24 protein-coding genes are annotated in these 22467 nt (G+C 67.4%); 7 read left to right on the forward strand and 17 right to left on the reverse strand.

The window, feature by feature from the left end; translation table 11 throughout:
- The first annotated feature begins 77 nt into the window (after positions 1 to 77).
- Positions 78 to 953, forward strand: coding sequence for a helix-turn-helix transcriptional regulator (locus GO592_RS16620; RefSeq protein WP_007296909.1), 876 nt, complete (start codon positions 78 to 80; stop codon positions 951 to 953).
- Between the two features lie 54 nt (positions 954 to 1007).
- Positions 1008 to 2429 carry an APC family permease gene (locus GO592_RS16625; protein ID WP_007296908.1) on the forward strand — a complete coding sequence of 474 codons (1422 nt, stop codon included), beginning with the start codon at positions 1008 to 1010 and terminating at the stop codon, positions 2427 to 2429.
- A 16-nt stretch (positions 2430 to 2445) separates the two neighbouring features.
- Here the strand turns inward: GO592_RS16625 and GO592_RS16630 are convergent, their stop codons facing one another.
- The 8 genes from GO592_RS16630 to dxr form a co-directional block, all read right to left on the reverse strand.
- On the reverse strand, positions 2446 to 2874 hold the full coding sequence (locus GO592_RS16630) for a GyrI-like domain-containing protein (RefSeq protein WP_007296907.1): 429 nt from the start codon (positions 2872 to 2874) through the stop codon (positions 2446 to 2448).
- Entirely contained in the window at positions 2871 to 3353 is a 483-nt protein-coding gene (locus GO592_RS16635; RefSeq protein WP_005573725.1) for a GyrI-like domain-containing protein, read from the reverse strand. Before GO592_RS16635 ends, GO592_RS16630 begins: the two co-directional genes overlap by 4 nt.
- A gap of 1 nt (position 3354) precedes the next feature.
- On the reverse strand, positions 3355 to 3660 hold the full coding sequence (locus tag GO592_RS16640) for a hypothetical protein (protein ID WP_007296906.1): 306 nt from the start codon (positions 3658 to 3660) through the stop codon (positions 3355 to 3357).
- Positions 3661 to 3818: 158 nt separating this feature from the next.
- Positions 3819 to 5633: a penicillin-binding transpeptidase domain-containing protein gene (locus GO592_RS16645; protein WP_172650528.1), complete on the reverse strand. Its 1815-nt coding sequence runs from the start codon at positions 5631 to 5633 to the stop codon at positions 3819 to 3821.
- A 53-nt stretch (positions 5634 to 5686) separates the two neighbouring features.
- A complete protein-coding gene (locus GO592_RS16650; protein WP_005240559.1) occupies positions 5687 to 6523 on the reverse strand; it encodes a GNAT family N-acetyltransferase in 837 nt (278 codons plus the stop codon).
- Positions 6524 to 6617: 94 nt separating this feature from the next.
- Positions 6618 to 7775 (reverse strand): flavodoxin-dependent (E)-4-hydroxy-3-methylbut-2-enyl-diphosphate synthase, encoded by a 1158-nt coding sequence (ispG, locus tag GO592_RS16655; protein ID WP_005259330.1) that lies wholly within the window; start codon positions 7773 to 7775, stop codon positions 6618 to 6620.
- 41 nt (positions 7776 to 7816) lie between these two features.
- Positions 7817 to 9037, reverse strand: a complete 1221-nt coding sequence (locus tag GO592_RS16660; protein WP_007296904.1) for a M50 family metallopeptidase — start codon at positions 9035 to 9037, stop codon at positions 7817 to 7819.
- 6 nt (positions 9038 to 9043) lie between these two features.
- Positions 9044 to 10201, reverse strand: a complete 1158-nt coding sequence (dxr, locus tag GO592_RS16665) for a 1-deoxy-D-xylulose-5-phosphate reductoisomerase (RefSeq protein ID WP_007296903.1) — start codon at positions 10199 to 10201, stop codon at positions 9044 to 9046.
- A 120-nt stretch (positions 10202 to 10321) separates the two neighbouring features.
- Between dxr and GO592_RS16670 the strand changes: the two genes are divergently transcribed.
- A complete protein-coding gene (locus GO592_RS16670; RefSeq protein ID WP_007296902.1) occupies positions 10322 to 10591 on the forward strand; it encodes a DUF2631 domain-containing protein in 270 nt (89 codons plus the stop codon).
- 75 nt (positions 10592 to 10666) lie between these two features.
- Here the strand turns inward: GO592_RS16670 and rlmN are convergent, their stop codons facing one another.
- Positions 10667 to 11776: a 23S rRNA (adenine(2503)-C(2))-methyltransferase RlmN gene (gene rlmN / locus GO592_RS16675; RefSeq protein ID WP_005240549.1), complete on the reverse strand. Its 1110-nt coding sequence runs from the start codon at positions 11774 to 11776 to the stop codon at positions 10667 to 10669.
- A 114-nt stretch (positions 11777 to 11890) separates the two neighbouring features.
- Here rlmN and GO592_RS16680 point away from each other — a divergent pair, with 114 nt between their 5' ends.
- Both GO592_RS16680 and GO592_RS16685 read left to right on the forward strand, forming a co-directional pair.
- A complete protein-coding gene (locus tag GO592_RS16680) occupies positions 11891 to 12304 on the forward strand; it encodes a LapA family protein (RefSeq protein WP_007296901.1) in 414 nt (137 codons plus the stop codon).
- Positions 12305 to 12387: 83 nt separating this feature from the next.
- Positions 12388 to 13239 carry an HpcH/HpaI aldolase/citrate lyase family protein gene (locus tag GO592_RS16685; protein WP_007296900.1) on the forward strand — a complete coding sequence of 284 codons (852 nt, stop codon included), beginning with the start codon at positions 12388 to 12390 and terminating at the stop codon, positions 13237 to 13239.
- Between the two features lie 10 nt (positions 13240 to 13249).
- Here the strand turns inward: GO592_RS16685 and GO592_RS16690 are convergent, their stop codons facing one another.
- The 6 genes from GO592_RS16690 to rpsB form a co-directional block, all read right to left on the reverse strand.
- Entirely contained in the window at positions 13250 to 13951 is a 702-nt protein-coding gene (locus tag GO592_RS16690; RefSeq protein WP_007296899.1) for a class I SAM-dependent methyltransferase, read from the reverse strand.
- Positions 13952 to 13961: 10 nt separating this feature from the next.
- The gene (locus GO592_RS16695) at positions 13962 to 14888 is read right to left on the reverse strand and encodes a phosphatidate cytidylyltransferase (protein ID WP_007296898.1); all 927 of its coding nucleotides are present in this window, start codon (positions 14886 to 14888) and stop codon (positions 13962 to 13964) included.
- A gap of 28 nt (positions 14889 to 14916) precedes the next feature.
- Positions 14917 to 15474, reverse strand: a complete 558-nt coding sequence (gene frr / locus GO592_RS16700) for a ribosome recycling factor (RefSeq protein ID WP_005240537.1) — start codon at positions 15472 to 15474, stop codon at positions 14917 to 14919.
- Positions 15475 to 15555: 81 nt separating this feature from the next.
- A complete protein-coding gene (gene pyrH, locus GO592_RS16705) occupies positions 15556 to 16284 on the reverse strand; it encodes a UMP kinase (RefSeq protein ID WP_005240535.1) in 729 nt (242 codons plus the stop codon).
- Between the two features lie 174 nt (positions 16285 to 16458).
- Positions 16459 to 17286, reverse strand: coding sequence for a translation elongation factor Ts (gene tsf / locus GO592_RS16710; RefSeq protein WP_005259342.1), 828 nt, complete (start codon positions 17284 to 17286; stop codon positions 16459 to 16461).
- Between the two features lie 112 nt (positions 17287 to 17398).
- Positions 17399 to 18283: a 30S ribosomal protein S2 gene (rpsB, locus tag GO592_RS16715; RefSeq protein WP_005259344.1), complete on the reverse strand. Its 885-nt coding sequence runs from the start codon at positions 18281 to 18283 to the stop codon at positions 17399 to 17401.
- A gap of 243 nt (positions 18284 to 18526) precedes the next feature.
- On the opposite strand from rpsB, the gene GO592_RS16720 reads away from it, so the two are divergent.
- Positions 18527 to 19129 carry a M23 family metallopeptidase gene (locus tag GO592_RS16720; RefSeq protein ID WP_007296897.1) on the forward strand — a complete coding sequence of 201 codons (603 nt, stop codon included), beginning with the start codon at positions 18527 to 18529 and terminating at the stop codon, positions 19127 to 19129.
- Here GO592_RS16720 and GO592_RS16725 read toward each other — a convergent pair.
- Both GO592_RS16725 and GO592_RS16730 read right to left on the reverse strand, forming a co-directional pair.
- Positions 19126 to 20151 (reverse strand): MinD/ParA family ATP-binding protein, encoded by a 1026-nt coding sequence (locus GO592_RS16725; RefSeq protein ID WP_007296896.1) that lies wholly within the window; start codon positions 20149 to 20151, stop codon positions 19126 to 19128. The two genes, GO592_RS16720 and GO592_RS16725, sit on opposite strands and share 4 nt — an antisense overlap.
- Positions 20152 to 20276: 125 nt before the next feature.
- Entirely contained in the window at positions 20277 to 21203 is a 927-nt protein-coding gene (locus tag GO592_RS16730; RefSeq protein WP_037204602.1) for a tyrosine recombinase XerC, read from the reverse strand.
- Between the two features lie 85 nt (positions 21204 to 21288).
- On the opposite strand from GO592_RS16730, the gene GO592_RS16735 reads away from it, so the two are divergent.
- Positions 21289 to 22458, forward strand: coding sequence for a multidrug effflux MFS transporter (locus tag GO592_RS16735; protein ID WP_007296895.1), 1170 nt, complete (start codon positions 21289 to 21291; stop codon positions 22456 to 22458).
- The last annotated feature ends 9 nt before the right edge of the window (positions 22459 to 22467 follow it).

A 22467-nucleotide genomic window follows, 5' to 3' on the forward strand; every position in this document is an offset into this window, starting at 1 on the left:
AGATGGTCGGGCCGTCGCCCGAACTCACTACGGTTATGATCTAGCTCACAGACCGCTGTGACTACCCCCGGAAAGGGGTGACCGACTTGGTTGCTCGTGCACCGTCGCTGCTGCGCCCTCGGGACGGGGACGCACTTCGGGGTGAGCTGCGCTCCATCGCAGCTCACGGCCTCGCGCCGGTCCTGTTCGGCGGCGAGGTCCAGGACGGCACACTGCACCTCAGCGAGTTCGTCGGCACGCGCACCAACAACCTCAAGGGCCTCGCGATCCCCTCGCGTTCCGGTCTCGGTGGCCGCGTGGTCGCCCAGCGCACACCGGTGGCGGTCAACGACTACGGCCGCTCCTCGACCATTACCCACCACTACGACCGGCCCGTCCTCAGTGAGGGACTCCGGTCCATCCTCGCTGTGCCGGTCATGGTGCGGGGCAGCTCGCGCGCCGTGCTCTACGCCGCCATCCGCGACTGCGCACCGATCGGCGACCGCACCGCCGACATCGTCGTCGCGGCATCCCGGCGCCTCGGCACCGAGATCGCCATCCGGGACGAGGTCGATCGCCGCGTCGAGATGATGAAGACGCTCGACGTGGGCGGTGCCGGAGGCGCCACCACCGAGGAGCTCCGCGACATTCACGCGGAGCTGCGGAGTGTGGCGCAGACCGTCGCCGACACGTCGTTGCAGGCCCGTCTCCGCGGGCTGTCGCAGCGACTGGCGGGCATTCTGCGTCCGGACGCCGACGGCGGCGACGAGGACCCCGGCGTCCACCTCACTCCACGTGAGATCGACGTCCTGTCCCACGTGGCCCTGGGATGCACCAACAGCGAAGCAGCACAGCGCCTCTCGGTGGGACCCGAGACGGTCAAGAGTTACCTGCGCAGTGCCATGAGCAAACTCGACGCACGGTCGCGACACGAGGCGGTTGTCACCGCGCGCAGGCTCGGGCTGCTCCCCTAGCGAACACAGTCTTCTCGAACGAGGGACGCAGGCGGTAGCGAAAGGCGGTGGATCATGGGATCGACAGCGGACGCCACGAGTTCGAATGCACCAGATTCGAATTCGCCCGAACAGCCGAGCCTCAAGCGGGTGATGGGCCCGGGGCTGCTCCTGCTGTTCATCGTCGGAGACATCCTCGGCACCGGTATCTACGCGCTCACCGGAAAGGTGGCCAATCAGGTCGGGGGCGCGGTGTGGCTGCCGTTCCTGGTGGCGTTCGTCGTCGCGATCATCACCGCATTCAGCTATCTGGAGCTGGTCACCAAGTTCCCGAAGGCCGCGGGCGCCGCGCTGTACACGCACAAGGCGTTCGGGGTGCACTTCCTCACGTACATGGTGGCGTTCGCGGTGATGTGCTCGGGAATCACGTCCGCATCGACGGCGTCGCGGGCGTTCGCCGCCAATTTCGTCGAGGCGTTCGACCTCGACTTCTCCACCGGGATCGGCATCACCCTGCTCGGTCTCGGCTTCATGACGCTGGTGGGTCTCGTCAACTTCCGCGGGGTCAGCGAGAGCGTCAAGACCAACGTCGTACTCACCTGCGTCGAGCTGTCCGGTCTCCTGATCATCATCATGATCGGGCTGTGGGCCCTCGGCGTCGGCGACGGCGACTTCTCCCGGGTGGCCACGTTCGACACCGGCGACCGATCCGCACTCGGCGCGGTCGTCGCGGGAACCGCCCTGGCGTTCTTCGCGATGGTCGGGTTCGAGGACTCGGTCAACATGGCCGAGGAATGCAAGGAACCGAGCCGCATCTTCCCCAAGGTCCTACTGACCGGCCTGATCATCACCGGCTGCATCTACGTGTTCGTGTCGATCACCGCGATCGCCCTCGTACCCGTGAGCGAGCTCGGCGAGGGTGACACTCCGCTGCTGAAGGTCGTTCAGGCCGGGGCGCCCGCGTTCCCGATCGGAATCTTCGCGTTCATCACCATGTTCGCCGTCGCCAACACGGCACTGATCAACATGCTGATGGCGAGCCGGTTGCTGTACGGCATGAGCCGCGAGGGCATCCTGCCTCCCCCGCTCGGCAAGGTTCACGCCACGCGGCGCACACCGTACGTTGCCATCGTCTTCACGACGATCCTCGCGTTCGGCCTCATCACGTTCGTCGGTGAGGTCCCCGAACTCGGCGGCACCACCGCGCTGCTGCTGCTGGGCGTGTTCACCATCGTCAACATCACCGTGCTCGTTTTGCGCAAACAACCGGTGGAGCACAAGCATTTCCGGGTGCCGACCATCTTTCCGATCATCGGCGCCCTCACGTGTGGCTTCCTCGTCACTCCTTTCGCCGACCGTCCCGCGGTGCAGTACCAGATCGCGGGCGTTCTCCTCGGAATCGGTGTCGTGCTGTGGTCCGGGACCGTCCTCGTGAACAAGAGGCTCGGCAAGGGCGGGCCCCGGATCGACCCCGAGAAACTCGCCGAGCACGAGTGACCCGCCCGGTTGCCGCTCAGTGCAGTGAGAGGAACAAATCGACCGACCCGTCCGGATGATGCACCTCGAGGTCCTCGGTGAAGGCACGTTCGATTCGGCCGCGCGCCGCCGCGTAGTCGGCGACGCTCCACGTCTCGGCGAGCGCATCCGGTTCCGATTCGTCCTCGCAACAGAATCGGGCGAAATAGCCGGCACGTACGCCGACCAGGACGTCGCCGGGCTCCATCTTGTCGGGCGAATCGCACGGATATCCGACGACCACCGTGAACGTGCGCGGCGGCGGGGACGCCGCGTAGATGACGAAGATCTCGGAGATCCCCCGATCCCTGATCCGTTCCACCGTGTAGTCGACGAGTTCCCGGCCCGGCCCGGGACGCCCGGGTTTGCCTTCGGGAATGGTCAGGCCCACAAACGTTTCGGCCTGCCGCTTGACGATCTCGATCATCGCTTCTCACCCATCGCACTCGACGGCGCCCCGGACTCGTCCACGCGGATCGGAATGTACAGGTCCACGGCGTAGGCGTGGGGATACGCTTCGAGGTCACCGGTGTACGTCCGCTCGATGTCGCCGTTCGTCTCCGCCTCGCTGACCTGCGCCCACAGCCGCAGCATCACGTCGGGAAACATTCCCCGCGAGGAGAACTTGGCGTACGTGCCGGGCGGGATCCGCGAAATGACGTGACCCCGCGTGGCGTCGTCCACCGTCGCACACTCGTACCCGACGATCTGGGTGTAATACGACTCGACGTCGGGAGCGAAGTCGATGTAGGTGGAGGCGAGCGGCCCCCCGACCTCGTGGTGGAGCACTCTCGTCCATGCGCGGTCCAGGCGAGGGTCGCTCAGCTTCCCCAACGCGCGCTGGGGGCTTCGCACGGGCAGACCGGCCACCAGGGTCTCGCCGCGCTCGATGATCTCGAAGCCCATGTCAGATCGCATCCTCGAGAACATGTGCGTCGCGAACGCCGACGCAGGGCACCCCTCGAGCCCGCGCCAGCTGCATCGCCATCGCATCGGACGGCGAGCAGAGTCCGTCCAGGACGTCCTCTGTCACGATCGCGCAGACGACGTCACCCTCGCAATCGCTGATCGATTCGATTCCGCGGTCGGAAGCCCACTGCCGCAACGCAACCCACCGCGTCAGCTCGGTGCCGGCGCCCGGGCGCCCGACGAACAACACCCTCCGGGTGCCGTTCACTGTCTCCAGGCCGTTCACTTCTGCACTGATGGTCATGGTCCGACTTCCTGTCCACGTTGGCTTTTCGATCCCGACTGTGCGGGTTCTTCCGTCTGCAACCAACTATGGACCGCACCGGCGGCAGCGTCTGTCCACTGATCAGCCCCTGACCAGGATGAATTCCGCGTCCCCCGATCGGTGGACAGCGGCCCGCGTCAGTACCCCTCGGGCAGCGCGGCGAACATGTCGCGGGTGACGGCGACGGCGTTGTCGGAACTGCCGCCGCGCACCACCAGCGTCGCGAACGCGAGGTCGCCGCGGTAGCCGACGAACCAGGCGTGCGAACCGCCCTCGACCTCGGCCTCACCCGTCTTGCCGTACACCTCGCCCTGGTCTTCGATCCGCTCCGCGGTACCGCTCGTCACCACGAGACGCATCATTCCGCGCAGCCCGTCGACCATCTCCGGGCTGATCTGCGGATGCTCGCCGTCGATCGTGGTTTCCCGTCCGGCGATCAACCGCGGCACGGGCGTCGAACCGTGTGCGATGGTCGCGGCGGCCAACGCCATCCCGAACGGGCTCACCACCACCTTGCCCTGACCGAATCCGTCCTCGGTTCGCTGCACCAGATCCTCGGCCGGCGGCACCGAACCCGAGTCGGTCGGCAGGCCCACCACTTCGTAGTCGGGGCCGATTCCGTACTGCGACGCAGCGACCGTCAGTGCGTCGGGACGCATCTCGCTGGCAAGTTTCGCGAACGACGTATTGCAGGAGCGGGCGAACGCCGTGGCCATCGGCACGGTGCCGAGCGCGAATTCGTTGTAGTTCGGAACGCTGCGCTCACCGATCTCGATGCGTCCCGGACACGGCACCATCGTGTCGGGTGTCGCGATCCCCGACGAGATCGCGGCGCCCGCGGTGATGATCTTGAACGTCGAACCGGGCGGATACAGGCCGGTGAGCGCGACCGGACCGTCCCTGTCCGCGGCCTTGTTCTGCGCGACGGCCAGGACGTCGCCGGTCGACGGCTGGATGACGACCATCATCGTCTGGTCGGTGCGAGCATTGACGGCGTTCTGCGCGGCGATTTGGATGGGACGGTCGAGGCTGATCGAGAACGACGGGGAAGTCTGCGGCGCCGTCTCGGTGAGCACGTCCGTGTCCACACCGTTCTGGTTCACCGTCACCACACTCCAGCCGGCCTTGCCGTCGACCTCGTCGATCACGGTCTTCTTCACCTGACCGACCAGATCGGGTGCGAAGTTCCGGTCGGTGGCCACGAGATCCGCCTCGTCGGACACGCTCACACCGGGAATGGCGCCGAGCACGCCGGCGACCTGTTCGTAGTCGTCCGACCGCAGCCTCGTGACGAGGTAGTCGCCCTTGACCGCCGTCGCCGATTCGGCGATCGACTGCGCGGTGAGCGTGTTGTCGAACGTGGCGAGCGCCGATGAGAGGGACTGGGCGCTGCCGATCACGTTGCCCGACTGCGCCGCATCGAACTTCACGCGGTACACCACGCCGGGGACGAGGACGTCCGACCCCGAATGCTCATTGACCCGCGCCCGCGGGGCAGCCGTGGAACGAAGCGACATCGTCTGCCGGTCCCCCAGCCGGGGATGGACGTTGGTGGAACTCCAGCGCACGGCCCAGTCGCCGCCGCGCCGCCCCATCTGAAGTTCACCCGAATACGTCCACACCCGGTCCTTCGGCAGATGCCACTCGTACGTGTACCCGACGGTGGCCGTGTCACCGCTGACGTGAACGTCCGTCGTCCGGGCGTCGAGAGACTCGGCCTGCAGCGACGTCCACGCGGACTCGAGGGCCTGGCGGGCGACGTCGGGACGATCCGACAGATCGGCGGCCTGCTCCGAATCCTGCTCGGCGAAGGCCGTCAGAAACGCCTGCGCCGCCGGTTCCGGACCGTCCGGTCTCGGCGTGCACGCCGTGAGACCCACCGTCAGCACAGCGGCGCCGCACAGGGCGATCGACTGGACGACGCGTAAGCGAAAATATGGCCGCAGGTTCATCGCCGCCCATGCTATGTCGGCGGACGCCGCCGACCCGGTAAGCGGACAGCGAGTCAGTCCAGAAGAATTGTGGCGAACGTCGCGACCTGGCTGAAGCCGATGCGCGCGTACGCGCTGCGGGCCACCGTGTTGAAACTGTTGACGTAGAGGCTGGCGATGCGGCCCTCCGCGATGACGGCCTCCGCGACCGTCGCGGTACCCGCCGCCCCGAACCCGTGCCCGCGATACATCGGATGCACCCAAACACCCTGGATCTGCCCCACCCGCGAGGACACCGAGCCGACCTCGGCCTTGAACACCACCTGACCGTCGTCGAATCTGGCCCACGCCCGGCCTGCGGCGATGAGATTGGCGACGCGGCGCCGGTACCCTCGTCCGCCGTCGTTGGCGCGGGGATCGATGCCGACCTCTTCGATGAACATCGCGACCGCGGCAGGCAGGTACTGCTCGAGTTCGTGCATCCGCACCTGCCGGACCAGGGGGTCCGGGCGGCACTGCGGAGTACTCGCCAGCGCCAGCAGCGGCTGGTCGGGCCGGACCTCGCGGGCAGGCCCCCAATCCATCTCGAGCATCTCCCACAGCGGCAGTGTCAGTTCGGCCCGGCCGACCAGCGACGAACACATGCGCGGGGTGCGACAGGCGCGGTCGGCGAACGCCCGCATGTCGTCGATGCTGCCGCGCAGCGGCACGAAATTCGCGCCCGAGAAGCACAACGACTCGAGCGGCCCACCCCGACTCCACAACTCTCCGTGGATCATCCGGGGATCGATGCCGCCCTCTTCTACGCGAGCGGCAACCATGCAGGCGGCGACAGGATCGGCGTCGAGAACGCGGAGCACGTGTGCTGCGTCCCGACTGCTCAACTGTTTGGCACCGAGGAGCTTGAGCATCTACCCAACCTTGTCAGCTAGTGGACCTGCCCACCAGATTGCCATGAACTCGCCGGAAACGGGAGACGTTTCGTTGCCCGCTGCCTGCGCCGACTCAGCTGACCGTCACGACGGGTGATCCGGACGTCGCATCACCCTCCATCTCCTCGGCGATCCGCATCGCTTCCTCGATGAGGGTTTCGACGATCTGCGCCTCCGGCACCGTCTTGATGACCTTGCCCTTGACGAAGATCTGCCCCTTGCCGTTACCGGACGCGACCCCCAGGTCGGCCTCGCGGGCCTCACCGGGACCGTTGACGACGCACCCCATGACGGCCACGCGCAGCGGGATCTCCATGCCCTCGAGACCGGCGGTGACCTCGTCGGCGAGCGTGTACACGTCTACCTGGGCGCGCCCGCACGACGGGCAGGACACGATCTCGAGCTTCCGGGGTCGCAAGTTCAGCGACTGCAGGATCTGCGTGCCGACCTTGATCTCCTCGGCGGGCGGGGCGGACAGCGACACCCGGATGGTGTCGCCGATGCCGTCCGCCAGCAGCGCACCGAACGCCACCGCCGACTTGATCGTGCCCTGAAACGCCGGACCGGCCTCGGTCACCCCGAGGTGCAGCGGGTAGTTGCACTGCGCCGCCAGCTGCCGGTACGCCTCGACCATGATCACCGGGTCGTTGTGCTTCACCGAGATCTTGATGTCGCCGAACCCGTGTTCCTCGAACAGTCCCGCCTCCCACAGCGCGGACTCGACGAGCGCCTCCGGCGTCGCCTTGCCGTACTTCTGCATCAGCCGCGGGTCGAGGGAACCGGCGTTGACGCCGATGCGGATCGGGATGCCTGCGTCGCCCGCGGCCTTCGCGACCTCCTTGACGCGTCCGTCGAACTCCTTGATGTTGCCGGGGTTCACACGGACGGCCGCGCAGCCGGCCTCGATGGCGGCGAAGATGTACCGGGGCTGGAAATGGATGTCGGCGATGACCGGGATCTGGCTCTTCTTCGCGATGGTCGCGAGCGCGTCGGCGTCCTCCTGCCGCGGGCAGGCGACACGGACGATGTCGCAGCCCGACGCCGTGAGTTCGGCGATCTGCTGCAGGGTGGCGTTGACGTCGTGGGTCTTGGTGGTGCACATCGACTGCACGGATACCGGGAAGTCGCTGCCGACTCCGACAGTTCCGACCTGGAGCTGGCGAGTCTTGCGGCGGGGTGCGAGAACGGCGGCCGGGCCTTCGGGCATACCCAATCCGACAGGGCTGGTCACGTGGGTGCCTTCTTTCGTAGCTTCAAGTCCGAGTTTAGCGATCACTGGAAGAGCTTGATCGGGTTGACGATGTCGGCGGTCAGGGTGAGGAGCATGTATGCGCCGCCTATGACGATCACCACATAGGTGACGGGCAGAAGTTTCATGTAGTCGACGGGCCCCCCGCTGGGAAGGCCGCGCCTGCTGCGGAACCAGTCCCGGACCCGCTCGTACACGGTGACCGCCATGTGCCCGCCGTCGAGCGGCAGCAGCGGCAGGAGGTTGAACATCCCGAGGAAGAAATTCAGGCTCGCGAGCAGCAGCACGAACGCTTCCCAGATGCCCTGTTCGGCGATCTGACCGCCGATGACGCTGGCGCCGTACACGGAGATCGGGGTCTCCGGGTCGCGTTCGCCGCCCGTCACCGCGTGCCACAGGTCGACGGCCTTGCTCGGCATCTGCACCAGCCGCTCGGCGGTCATCACGAACATGTCGCCGGTGAAGTCGAACGAGGCGGGCACCGCCGAGAGGGCCGAGTGCTCGACGACGCTCGGGGTCGCGCCGATGCCGATCGCGCCGACCGTCGCCTCGTGAGGTTCGCTCTCCCCCTCCTCCTGCACCCAGCGCTGCACCTGCTGGACCGGGACGACGATCGTCTGCTCTTCGCCGTCCCGCTCGATGGTGAAGTCCACCGGACCGGACAGCGAACGCGTGGCGGCGGCGACGTCGGCGAACGAGGGCGTGTCCTTGCCGTCGACCGCGGTGATGACGTCGCCGGTCCTGATGCCCGCCTGCTCGGCGGGGCCCGGTCCGGTGCACTCGGACAGGGCGTAGTCGGGGCCGGGACCCTGGGTCGGCGCCGCGCACCCGACCGAGCCGACGACCGCGTCGGTGGACCGGTTGAGGTCGGGCAGCCCCCACCCGACGGCGAGGACGTAGACCAGCACGAGCCCGAGGACGAAGTTCATGCCGATGCCGCCGGACATCACCGCGAGGCGCTTCCAGGTCGGCTTCTTGTACATGGCCCGGTCTTCTTCGCCCGGTTCGAGTTCGTCCAGCGCCGTCATCCCGGCGATGTCGCAGAACCCGCCGAGCGGGAGCGCCTTGAGCCCGTACTCGGTCTCACCGCGGCGGAAGGAGAAGATCTTGGGTCCGAAACCGATGAAATACCGGCGGACCTTCATGCCGGTGGCCTGCGCCACCCACATGTGCCCCGCTTCGTGAAGTGCGATCGACAGCGCGATCCCGAGGGCGAAGAGAACAACGCCCACTGCGAACACCATGCAGTTCTAGCCTTCCTGCTTCACGAGCTGACGTGCTCGATCACGTGCCCAGCCGTCGGCGGCCAGTACGTCTTCCACGGTAGCCGGTGGCGCCGACCACTCGTCCGCCTCGGACAGCACGGAGGCGACGGTGCGGACGATGCGCGGGAACCGGATGATCCCGTCCAAGAATGCCTGAGCCGCGACCTCGTTCGCAGCGTTGTAGACCGCGGTGAGGCATCCTCCACCCTTGCCCGCCTCGCGGGCGAGGTCGACGGCAGGGAAAACCTGCGAGTCGAGTGGCTCGAATTCCCAGGTGGACGCCGTGCTGAAGTCGCTGGCCGCGGCGGCGCCGGCCACCCGGTGCGGCCAGCCGAGCGCCAGGGCGATCGGGAGTTTCATGTCGGGTGGGCTGGCCTGCGCCAGCGTCGACCCGTCGGTGAACGTGACCATCGAGTGCACGATGGACTGCGGGTGAACGGTAACGTCGATCCGGTCGTAGTCGACGCCGAACAACAGGTGGGTCTCGATCAGTTCGAGGCCCTTGTTGACGAGTGTCGCGGAGTTCAGCGTGTTCATCGGCCCCATCGACCACGTGGGGTGGGCACCGGCCTGCTCGGGTGTGACCGATTCGAGCCGATCGGCCGTCCAGCCGCGGAACGGTCCGCCCGAGGCGGTGAGAACCAGCCGATCCACTTCGTCCGCGCTGCCGCCCCGCAGGCACTGGGCCAGCGCGGAGTGCTCGGAGTCGACCGGCACGATCTGTCCCGGGGCCGCCGCTGCGGTGACGAGGGGGCCGCCGGCGACGAGCGACTCCTTGTTGGCCAGGGCGAGCCGCGCACCGGACTCGAGCGCGGCCAGGGTCGGCTCCAGTCCCAGCGAACCGACGAGCGCGTTGAGCACGACGTCCGCTTCCGTGGTCCGCACGAGTTCGGTGACGGCGTCCGGTCCGCTCAGCACGCCGGGCCGATCCAGCGATGCGGCCGCCCGCGGATCCGCGACTGCGACGGAGGACACACCCGTCTCACGAATCTGCCGGTTCAGCAGTTCGACGTTTCCGCCGCCGGCCGCGAGTCCCACCACCGTGAACTTGTCCGGATTGGCGGCCACCACCTCCAACGCCTGGGTACCGATCGAACCTGTGCTGCCGAGCAGCAGGACGCGAGTGGGCCTGTTTTCATCCACCCACCCATTGTTCCTGATGAAATGCGGACCGCCCGCCACGGATGGCCCCGCTACATACGACGGGCAGTCGTATGTCACGATATGTCGAGTAGCGCAACCGAATCTGCAGGAGGATCGATCGTGGCCGGTACCCAGTTGGAGCCCTCGTCCAGCGACCCCATCGTGGCCGCACACATCGACACCGCGGAGGTCCCGTCGGCGGCATGGGGCTGGAGCGGTGAGGCGCCGAAGACGTTCCGGTTCTTCGGATGGTTCTTCGCCGTCTTCCTGCTGCTCATGATCATCGGAAACCACAGGGGCCTGGTCGAGGACCTGTGGCTGATCGGCTGCGCGGCCCTGATGGTCCTGATCCTCGTTCGCGACATCGTCCTGCGGCGCAAGCCCCGGTAACACGAACCACGAGCGAACCCCTCGCCCCGATCACTCGGGCGAGGGGTTCGTCGTTTCTGCCTGTTCGGCAGACGCTCAGTTCTCGGCGGCGAGCTGCCCGCAGGCGGCCGCGATCTCCTGGCCGCGGGTGTCCCGCACGGTGCAGGACACACCCTGCGCCAGCACGCGCCGGACGAATTCCTTCTCCACCGGCTTCGGGCTCGCGTCCCACTCACTGCCCGGTGTGGGGTTCAGCGGAATGAGATTCACGTGCACCAACGGTCCGAGCGCCTTGCGCAGCTTCTTGCCCAGCAGGTCGGCGCGCCACGGCTGATCGTTCACGTCCCGGATCAACGCGTACTCGATCGAGACGCGCCGGCCGGACTTGTCCGCGTAGTAGCGGGCGGCGTCGAGGACCTCCGCCACCGACCAGCGGTTGTTCACGGGCACGAGGGTGTCGCGCAGTTCGTCGTCCGGGGTGTGCAGCGACACGGCCAACGTCACGCTGAGGTCCTCGTCGGCGAGCTTGCGGATCGCGGGCGCCAGACCCACCGTCGACACCGTCACGGAGCGTTGCGACAACCCGAGACCGTCGGGGGCGGGTGACGTGATTCGACGGACGGCGGCGACCACTCGCTTGTAGTTGGCGAGCGGCTCCCCCATCCCCATGAAGACGACGTTCGACAACCGGCCCGGACCGCCGTGGACGTCACCGTCGCGGAGTGCGGCCGCGGCCGCACGCACCTGGTCGACGATCTCGGCGGTCGACAGGTTGCGTTGCAGCCCGCCCTGACCGGTCGCGCAGAACGGGCACGCCATTCCGCATCCCGCCTGACTGGAGATGCACAGCGTTGCGCGGTCGGGGTAGCGCATGAGGACGCTTTCGAGCAGCGTCCCGTCGTTCGCCTTCCAGAGCGTCTTGCGGGTGTCTCCGCCGTCGCAGGCCAGGTGCTTCACGGGGGTGAGCAGCGTCGGGAACAGGGCCGCGCCCACCTGCTCGCGCACGGCGGCGGGGAGATCGGTCATCTTTTCCGGATCCGCCTCGAGCCGCGCGTAGTACTGCCGGGCCAGCTGGTCAGCCCGGAACCCGGGCAGACCCAGCTCCTTGACCGCCTCCCGCCGCTCGGCGGAGTCGAGGTCCGCGAGATGCTTGGGCGGCATCCCACGCCGGGGCGCGGTGAAAACGAGGGGAAGCGAGACAGCCATAGTTTCTCCATTGTCCCATTGATTCGGGGGTCGTTGTCGTGCGGATGCCTGATCGACGTCGTTTCGCCGCCCGATGCGCATGCGGAACCCGCCGAGGTGGGTGAAGATCAACTTATGTCGACAACACCGGACGACCCCTCGAACTTCCCTCCGGACGTTCCGGCACACCGTGGTCCGAGCACCGGTCCGGTGCCCACCCACCCGCCGCACTCCGACACGACACCGGCCGGCGCCGAGCATCCCGACGTCGCACGCCGCAAGGGCATCAAGCACACCCGGGTGGGCGCCACGTGGACCGGTCTGGTGATCGGAATCGTCGTTCTGGTACTGCTTCTCGTGTTCATCCTGCAGAACCTCGACAGCGTGACCCTCGAAATGTTCGCCTGGGAATTCACCCTCCCGCTGGGCGTCACACTGTTGTTCGCGGCGATCGCAGGCGCGGTGATCATGGCCCTCGCGGGCGGGGTCCGCATCATCCAGATCCGTCGGGCAGCGAACCGGCAGCGGCGCCTGAACAGTAATTTCTAACTGAACATTAGTTACGCAAGTGGATTGCGCAGACACTGAGCGAGCAGAATTACTGTCGTGGATATCACCGGAACGGCACGACTGTGAAGGCCGACATGGAGACGACTGTGGCACCGCGTATCGCGGCTGAACAAGCACGATCCTGGCTGCTGGTTCCCGCCGGCAAACCCGAGGGTTTCGAGGCGGCCCATGCCAGCGCCGCCGACGCCGTGATCCTCGACCTCGAGGACGCTGTCACCCCCGACCGCAAACCCCGGGCGCGCGCCGATGTCGTCGCCTGGCTCGGCGAGAACCGCCGCGCGTGGGTGCGGATCAACGACGCCACCACCCCCTACTGGGCGGACGATCTGGCAGCCCTGAACGGTGTTCCCGGGCTCGAGGGCGTCATGCTCGCCAAGACCGAGAGTGGAATGCAGGTCGACGCCACCGCCGAGCGGCTCCCCGAGGGCACGAAGGTGCTCGCCCTCGTCGAATCCGCGATGGGACTCGAGGCGGCACCCGAGATCGCCCGGACGGAGGCCACGTTCCGGCTCGCGTTCGGCAGCGGCGACTTCCGTCGCGACACCGGGATGGACGATTCGCCGCTGGCGATGGCCTATCCCCGCTCCCGGCTGACGGTCGCCAGCCGGGCCGCCCGGATCGCACCGCCGATCGACGGCCCCACCCTCGGCACGGACGTCGACGCCCTGGTCCGCGCGTCGGCGCTGACCCTGTCGATGGGCATGACCGGGAAGCTGTGCATGACCATCGCGCAGACGGCCCCGGTCAACGACGCACTGAGCCCGTCCCCGGCCGAGGCCGAATGGGCGCGCGACGTGATCGCGGACCTCGGCGAGGACGGCTCCGGCGTGCGGGACGGCAGCGACCTCCCCAAGCTGGCGAAGGCCAAGAAGATCAACGCGCTCGCGAAGCTCTTCCACATCGCACCGCGGTAGACGACGCCGGTCAGCGAATCTGCAGCCCGGCGGGCTTTCGGCGGACGTGGACGCGATAGCGCACGTCGAGAGCCACGCCGGGGGTCTGCGCGAACGCCCTCGATGCCGTCTTCTCGGTGAATTCGATACCGAGGACCCCGCGCAGCGATTCCCGATCCGGGAATCGCCACTGCGTCTCCACGCGCACCATGTCGAACCCCTGCGCCGCGAAGAAGGCTTCGACGGCCGCCGGGTTGTACTGCGGCAGGTCGGCCCGCATCCATTCGCCATAAGGATGTGCCGTCGCGTCGAGATCGACCACCACGAGCGCGCCGCCGGGGCGCAGCACGCGCATCGCCTCGCAGATTCCGCGGCCGCAGCCGGGGCCGAAGAAATAGGCGGTCCGCGCGTGCACGACGTCCACGCTCGCGTCACCCAGGGGCATGCCCTCGGCCGACCCCTCGGCCACGCGGACGTTCGGCAGATGCCTCACGCGTGCGCGGGCACGCTCCAGTAGCGGCGGATGCGGTTCGATTCCGTAGACCGCGGCAGCGGCCTCGGCGAAGACCGGGAGGTGGAAGCCGGAGCCGCAGCCCACGTCGGCGACGGCGCCGCCCGTCCAGTCCACGGCCCCGCGCAGGTGCCGGAAGATCGCCTCGTCCACGTCCTGGGCGCGATTCTCGACCTCATACCACTCCGGCCAGTGCCAGATGTTCGGGCTGGGGATCGTCACGGCAGGGCGGTCAGACGAGGACCGTGAGCACCAGCCACGTCACGAACGCCGACGGCAGCAGGGAATCGAGACGGTCCATGATCCCGCCGTGGCCGGGAAGCAGCGTGCCCATGTCCTTGATGCGAAGCTCTCGCTTGACCTGGGATTCGATCAGATCGCCGAGGGTGGCGGTGACAACCAGGACCACGCCGAGGAGAACGCCGATCATCGAGTTCTCGTCGAGGATCAGGGTGACCGTGAGCAGGCTGCCGATCACGCAGAACAGCAGCGAACCGAAGAACCCTTCCCACGACTTCTTGGGGCTGATCGCCGGCACCATCGGATGCTTGCCGAACAACACACCCGCCGCGTAGCCGCCCACATCGGAGCAGACCACACCGATCATCAGGCACAGCACCCGCCCGGCGCCGTCGTCCTGCAACACCATCAGCACGGCGAACGACGCCAGCAGCGGGATCCAGGAGGCGACGAACACGGTGATCGCGGTGTCCCGGAGAAAATTCTGCGGTGTCGCCTTCAGCCCGTGGTCGAACAGCCGCCAGACCATGCAGACCAGCACGGTCCCCGCAAAGGCGCTGAGCACCCCGACCGGGCCGAACGGCCACCCGAGCCACAGAATCGCCTGACCGCCCGCGAGCAGCGGGATCCGGGGGGCGCTGATCCCGGTCTCCCGCAGGCGCTTGGTGACCTCCCAGGTGGCGACCGCCATCGCGACGGCCACCACGCCGATCCACACCAGCGGCACGTAGACGAGGATCAGGATCAGCGCGACGCCGAGACCGACGCCCACGCCGATCGCGGCGGGGAGGTTACGCCCGGCCTTCGACTTCGCGGCCGGGGCCGCCTCCGGCGCGGGCGCACCCTCGGAGACCGGTTCCGAGGGGTCGCCCTCGGAGATGGGTCCCCCTGGGGTCCCGTGTTCTGCTGGCACGGTCACTGTCCCCGATCCACTCCTCGTCTCGTGACTAAACTTCCAGTAACTCGGCTTCCTTGTGCTTCACCAGTTCGTCGACCTGCGCGACGTACCGGGCAGTCGTCTTGTCGAGTTCCTTCTCGGCCCGACCGACCTCGTCCTCGCCCGCCTCGCCGTCCTTCTGGATCCGGGACAGCTCGTCCATCGCCTTGCGGCGCACGTTCCGCACGGACACCTTCGCGTCCTCGCCCTTGGACTTGGCCTGCTTGACCAGTTCGCGGCGGCGTTCCTCGGTGAGCTGGGGGACGGAGATGCGGATCAGGTTTCCGTCGTTGGACGGGTTCACGCCCAGGTCGGAGTTCCGGATCGCCGTCTCGATGGCGCCGAGCTGCGAGGCCTCGTACGGCTTGACGACGACCAGTCGCGCTTCCGGCACGTTGATGCTGGCGAGCTGCGTGATCGGGGTGAACGCGCCGTAGTAGTCGATTCCGATGCGATTGAACATGCCAGGATTCGCGCGGCCCGTGCGGATCGATCCGAGATCGTCCTTGGCCACCGTGACAGCCTTCTCCATCTTCTCCTCGGCTTCGAAGAGAGCTTCATCAATCACGGCTGTTCCTCCATGTCGTTCTGCATCGATTCGTCACTGCCTCTGTTTCGAGAAAACCCTGTGTCGAGCGTGTCACTCGCGTCATGACTTGACGAGCGTTCCGATCTTCTCACCGGATACTGCCCGAGCGATATTCCCCTCGGTCAGCAGATTGAACACCATGATCGGCATCTCGTTGTCCATACAGAGGCTGAAGGCCGTCGCGTCGGCCACCTTGAGCCCCTGTTCGATGACCTCACGGTGCGTGATCTGCGTGTACATCGTCGCGGTCGGGTCGAGGTTCGGGTCCGCGGTGAATACGCCGTCGACGGCCTTGGCCATCAGGACGACCTCGGCGCCGATCTCGAGTGCGCGCTGCGCCGCGGTCGTGTCGGTCGAGAAGTAGGGCATGCCCATGCCGGCGCCGAAGATCACGACGCGGCCCTTCTCGAGGTGACGCTGAGCGCGCAGCGGAATGTAGGGCTCCGCCACCTGTCCCATGGTGATCGCCGTCTGCACGCGGCTGTCGATGCCCTCTTTCTCCAGGAAGTCCTGCAGAGCAAGGCAATTCATCACGGTGCCGAGCATGCCCATGTAGTCGGAACGCGCGCGGTCCAAACCTCGCTGCTGCAGTTCCGCACCACGGAAGAAGTTGCCGCCGCCGATGACCACCGCCACCTGCACCCCGGACCGCACGACCTCGGCGATCTGTTCCGCGACCTTGGTCACCACGTCGGGGTCGAGACCGACCTTGCCACCACCGAACATTTCTCCGCCGAGTTTGAGAAGGACTCGATGGAATCCTGTACGTTCGTTGGCTGGTTCGGACATTGCTCTCCTCAGTTCCACAGCACTCGTCGATTTCGACAGCGGCCGAGCGCACCCACGCGCCTACTCGACCCATTCAGACGGCCATCTTCATCCTGCCTCATCAGGACGGTGGCGGTATACGTAGGCCCCGCCGGGCGAGCGCACTCGTCCGACGGGGCCATACGACTCACACGACTAGCTCGAAGCACCGACCTCGAAGCGAACGAAGCGCTTGATGGTGACGCCGGCCTCGTCGAGGATCGCCTTCACGGACTTCTTGGAGTCCTGCACCGAGGACTGCTCGGTCAGCACGACGTCCTTGAAGTAACCGTTGACGCGGCCTTCGATGATCTTCGGCAGAGCCTGCTCCGGCTTGCCCTCGGCGCGAGCGGTTTCCTCGGCGATGTGACGCTCGTTGGCGACGATGTCCTCGGGGACCTCGTCACGCGTGACGTACTTGGCCTTGAGCGCCGCGACCTGCATGGCGGCACCGCGAGCGGCCTCCGCAGCAGCGTCGCCCTCACCGGTGTACTCGACGAGGACGCCGACGGCGGGCGGCAGGTCGGCGCTGCGCTTGTGCAGGTAGACCGCGACCGGTCCGTCGAACGAGGCGATCTTGCTCAGGACGAGCTTCTCGCCGATCTTCGCGGACTGCTCCTGGATGACGGTGTCGACCGTCTTGCCGTCGAGTTCGAGCGCCTTGAGCGCGTCGACGTCGGCGGGCTTCGCTGCCGCGGCGACCGTGACGATCGACTCGGCGAGCTTCAGGAAGTCCTCGTTCTTCGCGACGAAGTCCGTCTCGCAGTCGAGCTCGAGCAGGACGCCGTCCTTGGAAACGACCAGGCCCTCGGCCGTGGTGCGCTCGGCACGCTTGCCCACGTCCTTGGCGCCCTTGATGCGCAGCTGCTCCACAGCCTTGTCGAAGTCACCCTCGGCCTCAGCGAGAGCGTTCTTGCAGGCCATCATTCCGGAGCCGGTGAGCTCGCGGAGCCGCTTGACGTCAGCGGCGGTGTAGTTCGCCATGGTGAGCGAGCCTCCTCATATGTCTGTCGGGACGTAAGTCAGGGTAGTACTCGGACCAGACCGTGAAACGGCCCTGACCAAAAGATCTCTGGTCAGGGCCGTGTGCATCGGATCAGGCCTCGGTGGAGGGTGCCTCTGCTGCGGGGGCCTCGGCAGCCGGAGCCGCCTGTGCCTCAGCTGCGGGAGCGGCCTCTGCGGCGGGCGCAGCCTCAGCGGCGGGCGCTGCCTGCGAGAGCAGTTCCTGCTCCCACTCGGCGAGGGGTTCGCCGGCGCCGGCCTCGGGCTTCGCGTCCTTGTCGGCGCTCAGTCCGGCACGGGCCTGCACGCCCTCGGCCACTGCGGAAGCAACAACCTTGGTCAGCAGGGCGGCGCTGCGGATGGCGTCGTCGTTGCCCGGGATCGGGTAGTCGACGAGGTCGGGGTCGCAGTTGGTGTCCAGGATCGCGATGACCGGGATGTTCAGCTTGCGAGCCTCGGCGACGGCCAGGTGCTCCTTGTTGGTGTCGACGACCCACACCGCGGAGGGGACCTTGGCCATGTCGCGGATACCACCGAGAGTGCGGTCCAGCTTGGTCATCTCACGCGTGAGCATGAGGATTTCCTTCTTGGTGCGACCCTCGAAGCCACCGGTCTGCTCCATGGCCTCGAGCTCCTTGAGGCGGAGAAGACGCTTGTGGACGGTGGTGAAGTTGGTGAGCATGCCGCCGAGCCAACGCTGGTTGACGTAGGGCATCCCGACGCGAGTGGCCTCGGCCGCGATGGACTCCTGGGCCTGCTTCTTGGTGCCGACGAACAGGACGGTGCCGCCGTGGGCAACGGTCTCCTTGACGAATTCGTACGCCTTGTCGATGTACGTCAGCGTCTGCTGCAAGTCGATGATGTAGATGCCGTTGCGGTCGGTGAAGATGAATCGCTTCATCTTCGGGTTCCAACGACGGGTCTGGTGACCGAAGTGCGTGCCGCTGTCGAGCAGCTGCTTCATTGTTACGACAGCCATGGCTGTGTATCTCTCTTTCATTGCCGGTTGATGCAGAGCGTCTCGAGACGCTCCACCCTGGCGCCCGCAGACCATCGGACTCACACCGAGATGCGAGACCAGCCGATGGCCGATAACCTGCGCGGGCGCGCGAAGTCGGACTGTGGGAGCACAGACCGCTCGATCAGTGTACGGCCTCCACGCCGAACGCCCTAACCGCCCCTGCCACACCGCGGCCGCGCGTGCAAGGGTTTTGCGGGATCTGTGGACAAAGCGCATTCGATCCACATTCTCGTCCACTGCCCGTTCATCGACCCGGACGTGCGGGATCGTTCGTCCATGACGAAGTTCGGGGCGATTCTGCGGGCGCTCACGGCGACGGCCACGGCGTCCACACTGCTGACCGCCGCGGCGCTCGTCGCCCCGCCCGCCGATGCCGCGCCGAGCGGCGACTTCGACTGGCCGCTGCACCCACGACCGCGGGTGGTCCGGGCGTTCGACAACCCCGAGCACGACTGGCTTCCCGGCCATCGCGGCGTAGATCTGGGTGGCGTGCCCGACGAGGCCGTCCTGTCCGCAGGTGCGGGTGTGGTGGTATTCGCCGGCACGGTGGCCGGCAAGCCCGTCGTCTCCGTCGACCACCCGGGTGGGCTCCGCACCACGTACGAACCGGTGACCGCCCGGGTCACCCCCGGACAGCGCGTGGGTCGCGGCACCGTCCTCGGCACGCTCGAACCCGGACACCCGGGCTGCATCGCACCCGTCGCCGCGTGCCTGCACTGGGGTCTTCGCCGCGACCGCGAATACCTCGACCCGCTCGGACTCGTCCGAGTGACTCCGGTACGGCTCGAACCCGTCGGCGGCTAGCGCCACTCTGCGACGGCGTGCCTGCCTGCCGACTCCGGGAAGTCGTCCGCGACCATCGCCGCGAGTTCGACGAACGCCTTCCGCGTCGCTGGGCGCAGCAGATCCAGATCCACCACCGAACCCTCGGCGAGGTGCTCGTCGAACGGCACCACCTTCACGGCCCGGCACCGGAGCAGGAAGTGATTGGTCAGTTCCGTCATGTCGATCGTGCTCGAGCCGGGCCGGGCGGCGCTGATCACGACGACCGTCCGCGAGACCAGGTGCCCGTAACCGTGGTGCTGCAACCAGTCCAGTGTGGCGGCGGCACTGCGGGCGCCGTCTATTGCCGGCGAGCTCACCAGCACCAGGGAATTGGCGAGTTGCAGAACACCGTTCATCGCCGAATGCATGATGCCGGTGCCGCAGTCGGTGAGGATGATGTTGTAGTACACCTGCAGGATGTCGATCACCCGCCGGTAGTCGTCCTCGCTGAACGCCTCGGAGATCGCCGGGTCCTGTTCGCTCGCGAGCACCTCGAGACGGCTCGGCGCCTGCGACGTGTGGGCCCGTACATCCGAGTAACGCCGGATGGTCGACTCCGCCGCGATGAGATCGCGGACGGTCGAATGCGTCTGCAGCGGCACGCGTTGCGCGAGTGTCCCGAAATCGGGGTTGGCGTCGACGGCGATCACACAGTCGCCGCGCAGTGACGCGAACGTCGATCCCAGCCCGATCGTGGTCGTCGTCTTGCCGACGCCGCCCTTCAAGGACAGGAATGCAATTCGATAGTCCCCCTGGATCGGCTGCCGGATGCGGTCGAGCAGTGCCGCGTCGCGCGCCTCACCTGCCGACTCTCCCGGATTCACCGATCCCCCGGTGAGCCGGTGCAGTCCGCGCCGCCACCCTCGGCTCGGCGCCCTGCGTGCCCGTTCGAGGAGAGCATCCGCCACCAGATCCTGACTGGTCACCTGATGCCGGCTCGGCTCCGGGGCGGGACCGTCCCAGGATTGCTGCCCCCACGGATCTGCCGCGGTGTCGCCCACCGGGGCGCCGCCACCATCGTTCAGCCAGGACGGCTGCGGTCGAGTCAAGTCTTCGCGGTCCACTACTTCCCCCGGGATAGTGCAGAAACAACTGCAGATTCGTGGCGCGACGCTACCAAACCGGGTCAGGCCCGGGGATGCGCCTGATCGTGCACCGCGCGGAGCCTCGCGACGGACACGTGCGTGTAGAGCTGGGTGGTCGCGAGGCTCGCGTGCCCGAGGAGTTCCTGCACGACGCGCAGGTCCGCTCCGCCTTCGAGGAGGTGTGTCGCGGCCGTGTGGCGCAGGCCGTGCGGGCTCAGGTTCGGTGCGCCGGGGACCGCGGACAGGACCTCGTGGACGACGCTGCGCGCCTGCCGCTGGTCCAGACGCTTACCTCGTTTGCCCAGGAGTAGCGCCTGCCCGGAACTGTCCGTCGCGACAGCGGGCCTGCCGACGTGCAACCAGAGGTCCACGGCGTCCGCGGCCGGTTTCCCATACGGCACGGAGCGCTCCTTGTCTCCCTTGCCGATCACACGCAGCAGCCACCGCTCGCGATCCACCGAACCGAGGTCGAGGCCGCACAGCTCCCCCACCCGTATTCCCGTCGCATAGAGCAGTTCCACGATGAGACGGTCGCGCAAGGCGATCGGATCGTTCTGCTGCGCGCCCGATTCGGCGGCATCCATCACATCGGCCGCCTGCGACTGCCGCAGCACCGGGGGCAGCGTGCGGTGGGCCTTCGCGGCACCCAGCCGGGCGCCTGGATCGGTGGCGATACGCCGGGTCCGCAGCAGCCAGGCTGTGAAGTTGCGCACCGACGACGTCCGCCGGGCGAGGGTCGTCCGGGCGATGCCGGCCGCGGACTGGCCCGCGAGCCACGACCGCAGCACCTGGATGTCGAGCTCGCCGAGGTGTGCCTCCGGTGACGTCGACAACCAGTGCTGCAGCAGCGACTTCGCGTCCGCGACGTACGCCTTCACGGTGTGCTGCGATCGGCCGCGTTCGAGCCCGAGATGCCGCGCGTACTCCTCGAGTACCAGCTCCAACGGTGCCGGCAGGTCGCTGCTCATAAAGGCAACAGTCGACTCGGGCGGGAGATAAATCAAGCAGCCGCGCCGCTAGAGTTCTTTTGTGCCGCGAACGATCTCCATCCCGATGTTGTGTGTCCTGGCGTTACTGTCCGCGATCGCTCCCCTGGCCACCGACATGTATCTCCCCGGTCTCCCCCTGATGACGGAGAGCCTGAACACGTCCGCGCCGAGCGTGCAGCTGACGTTGACCACATTCATGGCCGGGCTCGGCATCGGTCAGCTCGTCGTGGGACCGCTGTCGGACGGCCTCGGGCGCCGGCGCCTGCTGATCGGCGCCACCGTCGTCACGACCCTCGCCGCGATGGCGTGCGCTCTCGCACCGACCGTCGAAACCCTCATCGCTGCACGCCTTTTCCAGGGTCTGAGTGGTGGCGCGGCGATCGTGCTCGCACGCGCCTGCATTGCCGACCGGGCCCGCGGAGACAGCGCTGCCCGGCTCTTCAGCATCATGATGATCATCGGTGGGGTCGCGCCGGTCGTCGCGCCGCTGATGGGCGGCGCCCTGCTCGGGCCGGTCGGCTGGCGAGGGATCTTCTGGGTTCTCACCGCCGCCGGTGTGGTGATGTTCGCGGGGGTGCTGATCCTGGTCCCGGAGACGCTTCCCGTGGAGAACCGGCACGGCGGCGGGCTCACTGCACTGGTCCGGAACCTGCGCTACGTCGTCGGCAACCGTGTCTATCTGGGTTACGCGTTCACGTTCATGTTCGGGTTCGTCGCGCTCTTCTCGTACATCTCCGCGTCCCCGTTCGTCGTGCAGAACGTCCTCGGGCTCAGCCCGGGGCAGTTCTCCGTGGTGTTCGCGGTGAACGCGGCGGGCATGGTGGGCGCCGCGATCGTCAACACGCGGCTCGTGGGCACATTCCATGCGCGGCAGCTGCTGGGTTTCGGGGTCACGCTGCTCCTGGCAGCGGGCCTCGTGCTGCTGCTCGCCGCGACGCTGATCGATTCGCCGCCCTGGTGGGCGATCCTGATTCCGCTGTTCGTCTCGGTGTCGAGCATCGGTTTCGTGATGGGCAACGCGACGGCGCTGGCTCAGGGCGAGGTGACCAGGGCGTCCGGCACCGGGTCTGCGCTCCTCGGTGCCGGCCAGTTCGGCCTCGCCGCGGTGGTCTCGCCGCTCGTCGGCATCGCCGGCCCCGACACCGCGATTCCGATGGCCGTCGCGATCCCGTCGGCGGGCGCCGTGGCGATGCTGTCACTGCTGGTGCTGACGCGGCGGACGCACATCTCGTAGCGCGTCCGC

This window comes from Rhodococcus sp. 21391, from assembly GCF_016772255.1.
In the GTDB taxonomy this organism is placed as follows: domain Bacteria; phylum Actinomycetota; class Actinomycetes; order Mycobacteriales; family Mycobacteriaceae; genus Rhodococcus_F; species Rhodococcus_F opacus.

Bases quoted from the DNA above. Each gene is read 5' to 3' on its own strand.
- pyrH (WP_005240535.1), bottom strand. From the start codon at position 16,284: ATGTCCGAACCAGCCAACGAACGTACAGGATTCCATCGAGTCCTTCTC.
- GO592_RS16625 (WP_007296908.1), top strand. From the start codon at position 1,008: ATGGGATCGACAGCGGACGCCACGAGTTCGAATGCACCAGATTCGAAT.
- GO592_RS16635 (WP_005573725.1), bottom strand. From the start codon at position 3,353: ATGGGCTTCGAGATCATCGAGCGCGGCGAGACCCTGGTGGCCGGTCTG.
- GO592_RS16650 (WP_005240559.1), bottom strand. From the start codon at position 6,523: ATGCTCAAGCTCCTCGGTGCCAAACAGTTGAGCAGTCGGGACGCAGCA.
- GO592_RS16660 (WP_007296904.1), bottom strand. From the start codon at position 9,037: ATGGTGTTCGCAGTGGGCGTTGTTCTCTTCGCCCTCGGGATCGCGCTG.
- rlmN (WP_005240549.1), bottom strand. From the start codon at position 11,776: ATGGCTGTCTCGCTTCCCCTCGTTTTCACCGCGCCCCGGCGTGGGATG.
- GO592_RS16640 (WP_007296906.1), bottom strand. From the start codon at position 3,660: ATGACCATCAGTGCAGAAGTGAACGGCCTGGAGACAGTGAACGGCACC.
- rpsB (WP_005259344.1), bottom strand. From the start codon at position 18,283: ATGGCTGTCGTAACAATGAAGCAGCTGCTCGACAGCGGCACGCACTTC.
- GO592_RS16735 (WP_007296895.1), top strand. From the start codon at position 21,289: ATGTTGTGTGTCCTGGCGTTACTGTCCGCGATCGCTCCCCTGGCCACC.
- GO592_RS16645 (WP_172650528.1), bottom strand. From the start codon at position 5,633: ATGAACCTGCGGCCATATTTTCGCTTACGCGTCGTCCAGTCGATCGCC.
- GO592_RS16730 (WP_037204602.1), bottom strand. From the start codon at position 21,203: ATGAGCAGCGACCTGCCGGCACCGTTGGAGCTGGTACTCGAGGAGTAC.
- tsf (WP_005259342.1), bottom strand. From the start codon at position 17,286: ATGGCGAACTACACCGCCGCTGACGTCAAGCGGCTCCGCGAGCTCACC.
- GO592_RS16630 (WP_007296907.1), bottom strand. From the start codon at position 2,874: ATGATCGAGATCGTCAAGCGGCAGGCCGAAACGTTTGTGGGCCTGACC.
- GO592_RS16680 (WP_007296901.1), top strand. From the start codon at position 11,891: ATGTCGACAACACCGGACGACCCCTCGAACTTCCCTCCGGACGTTCCG.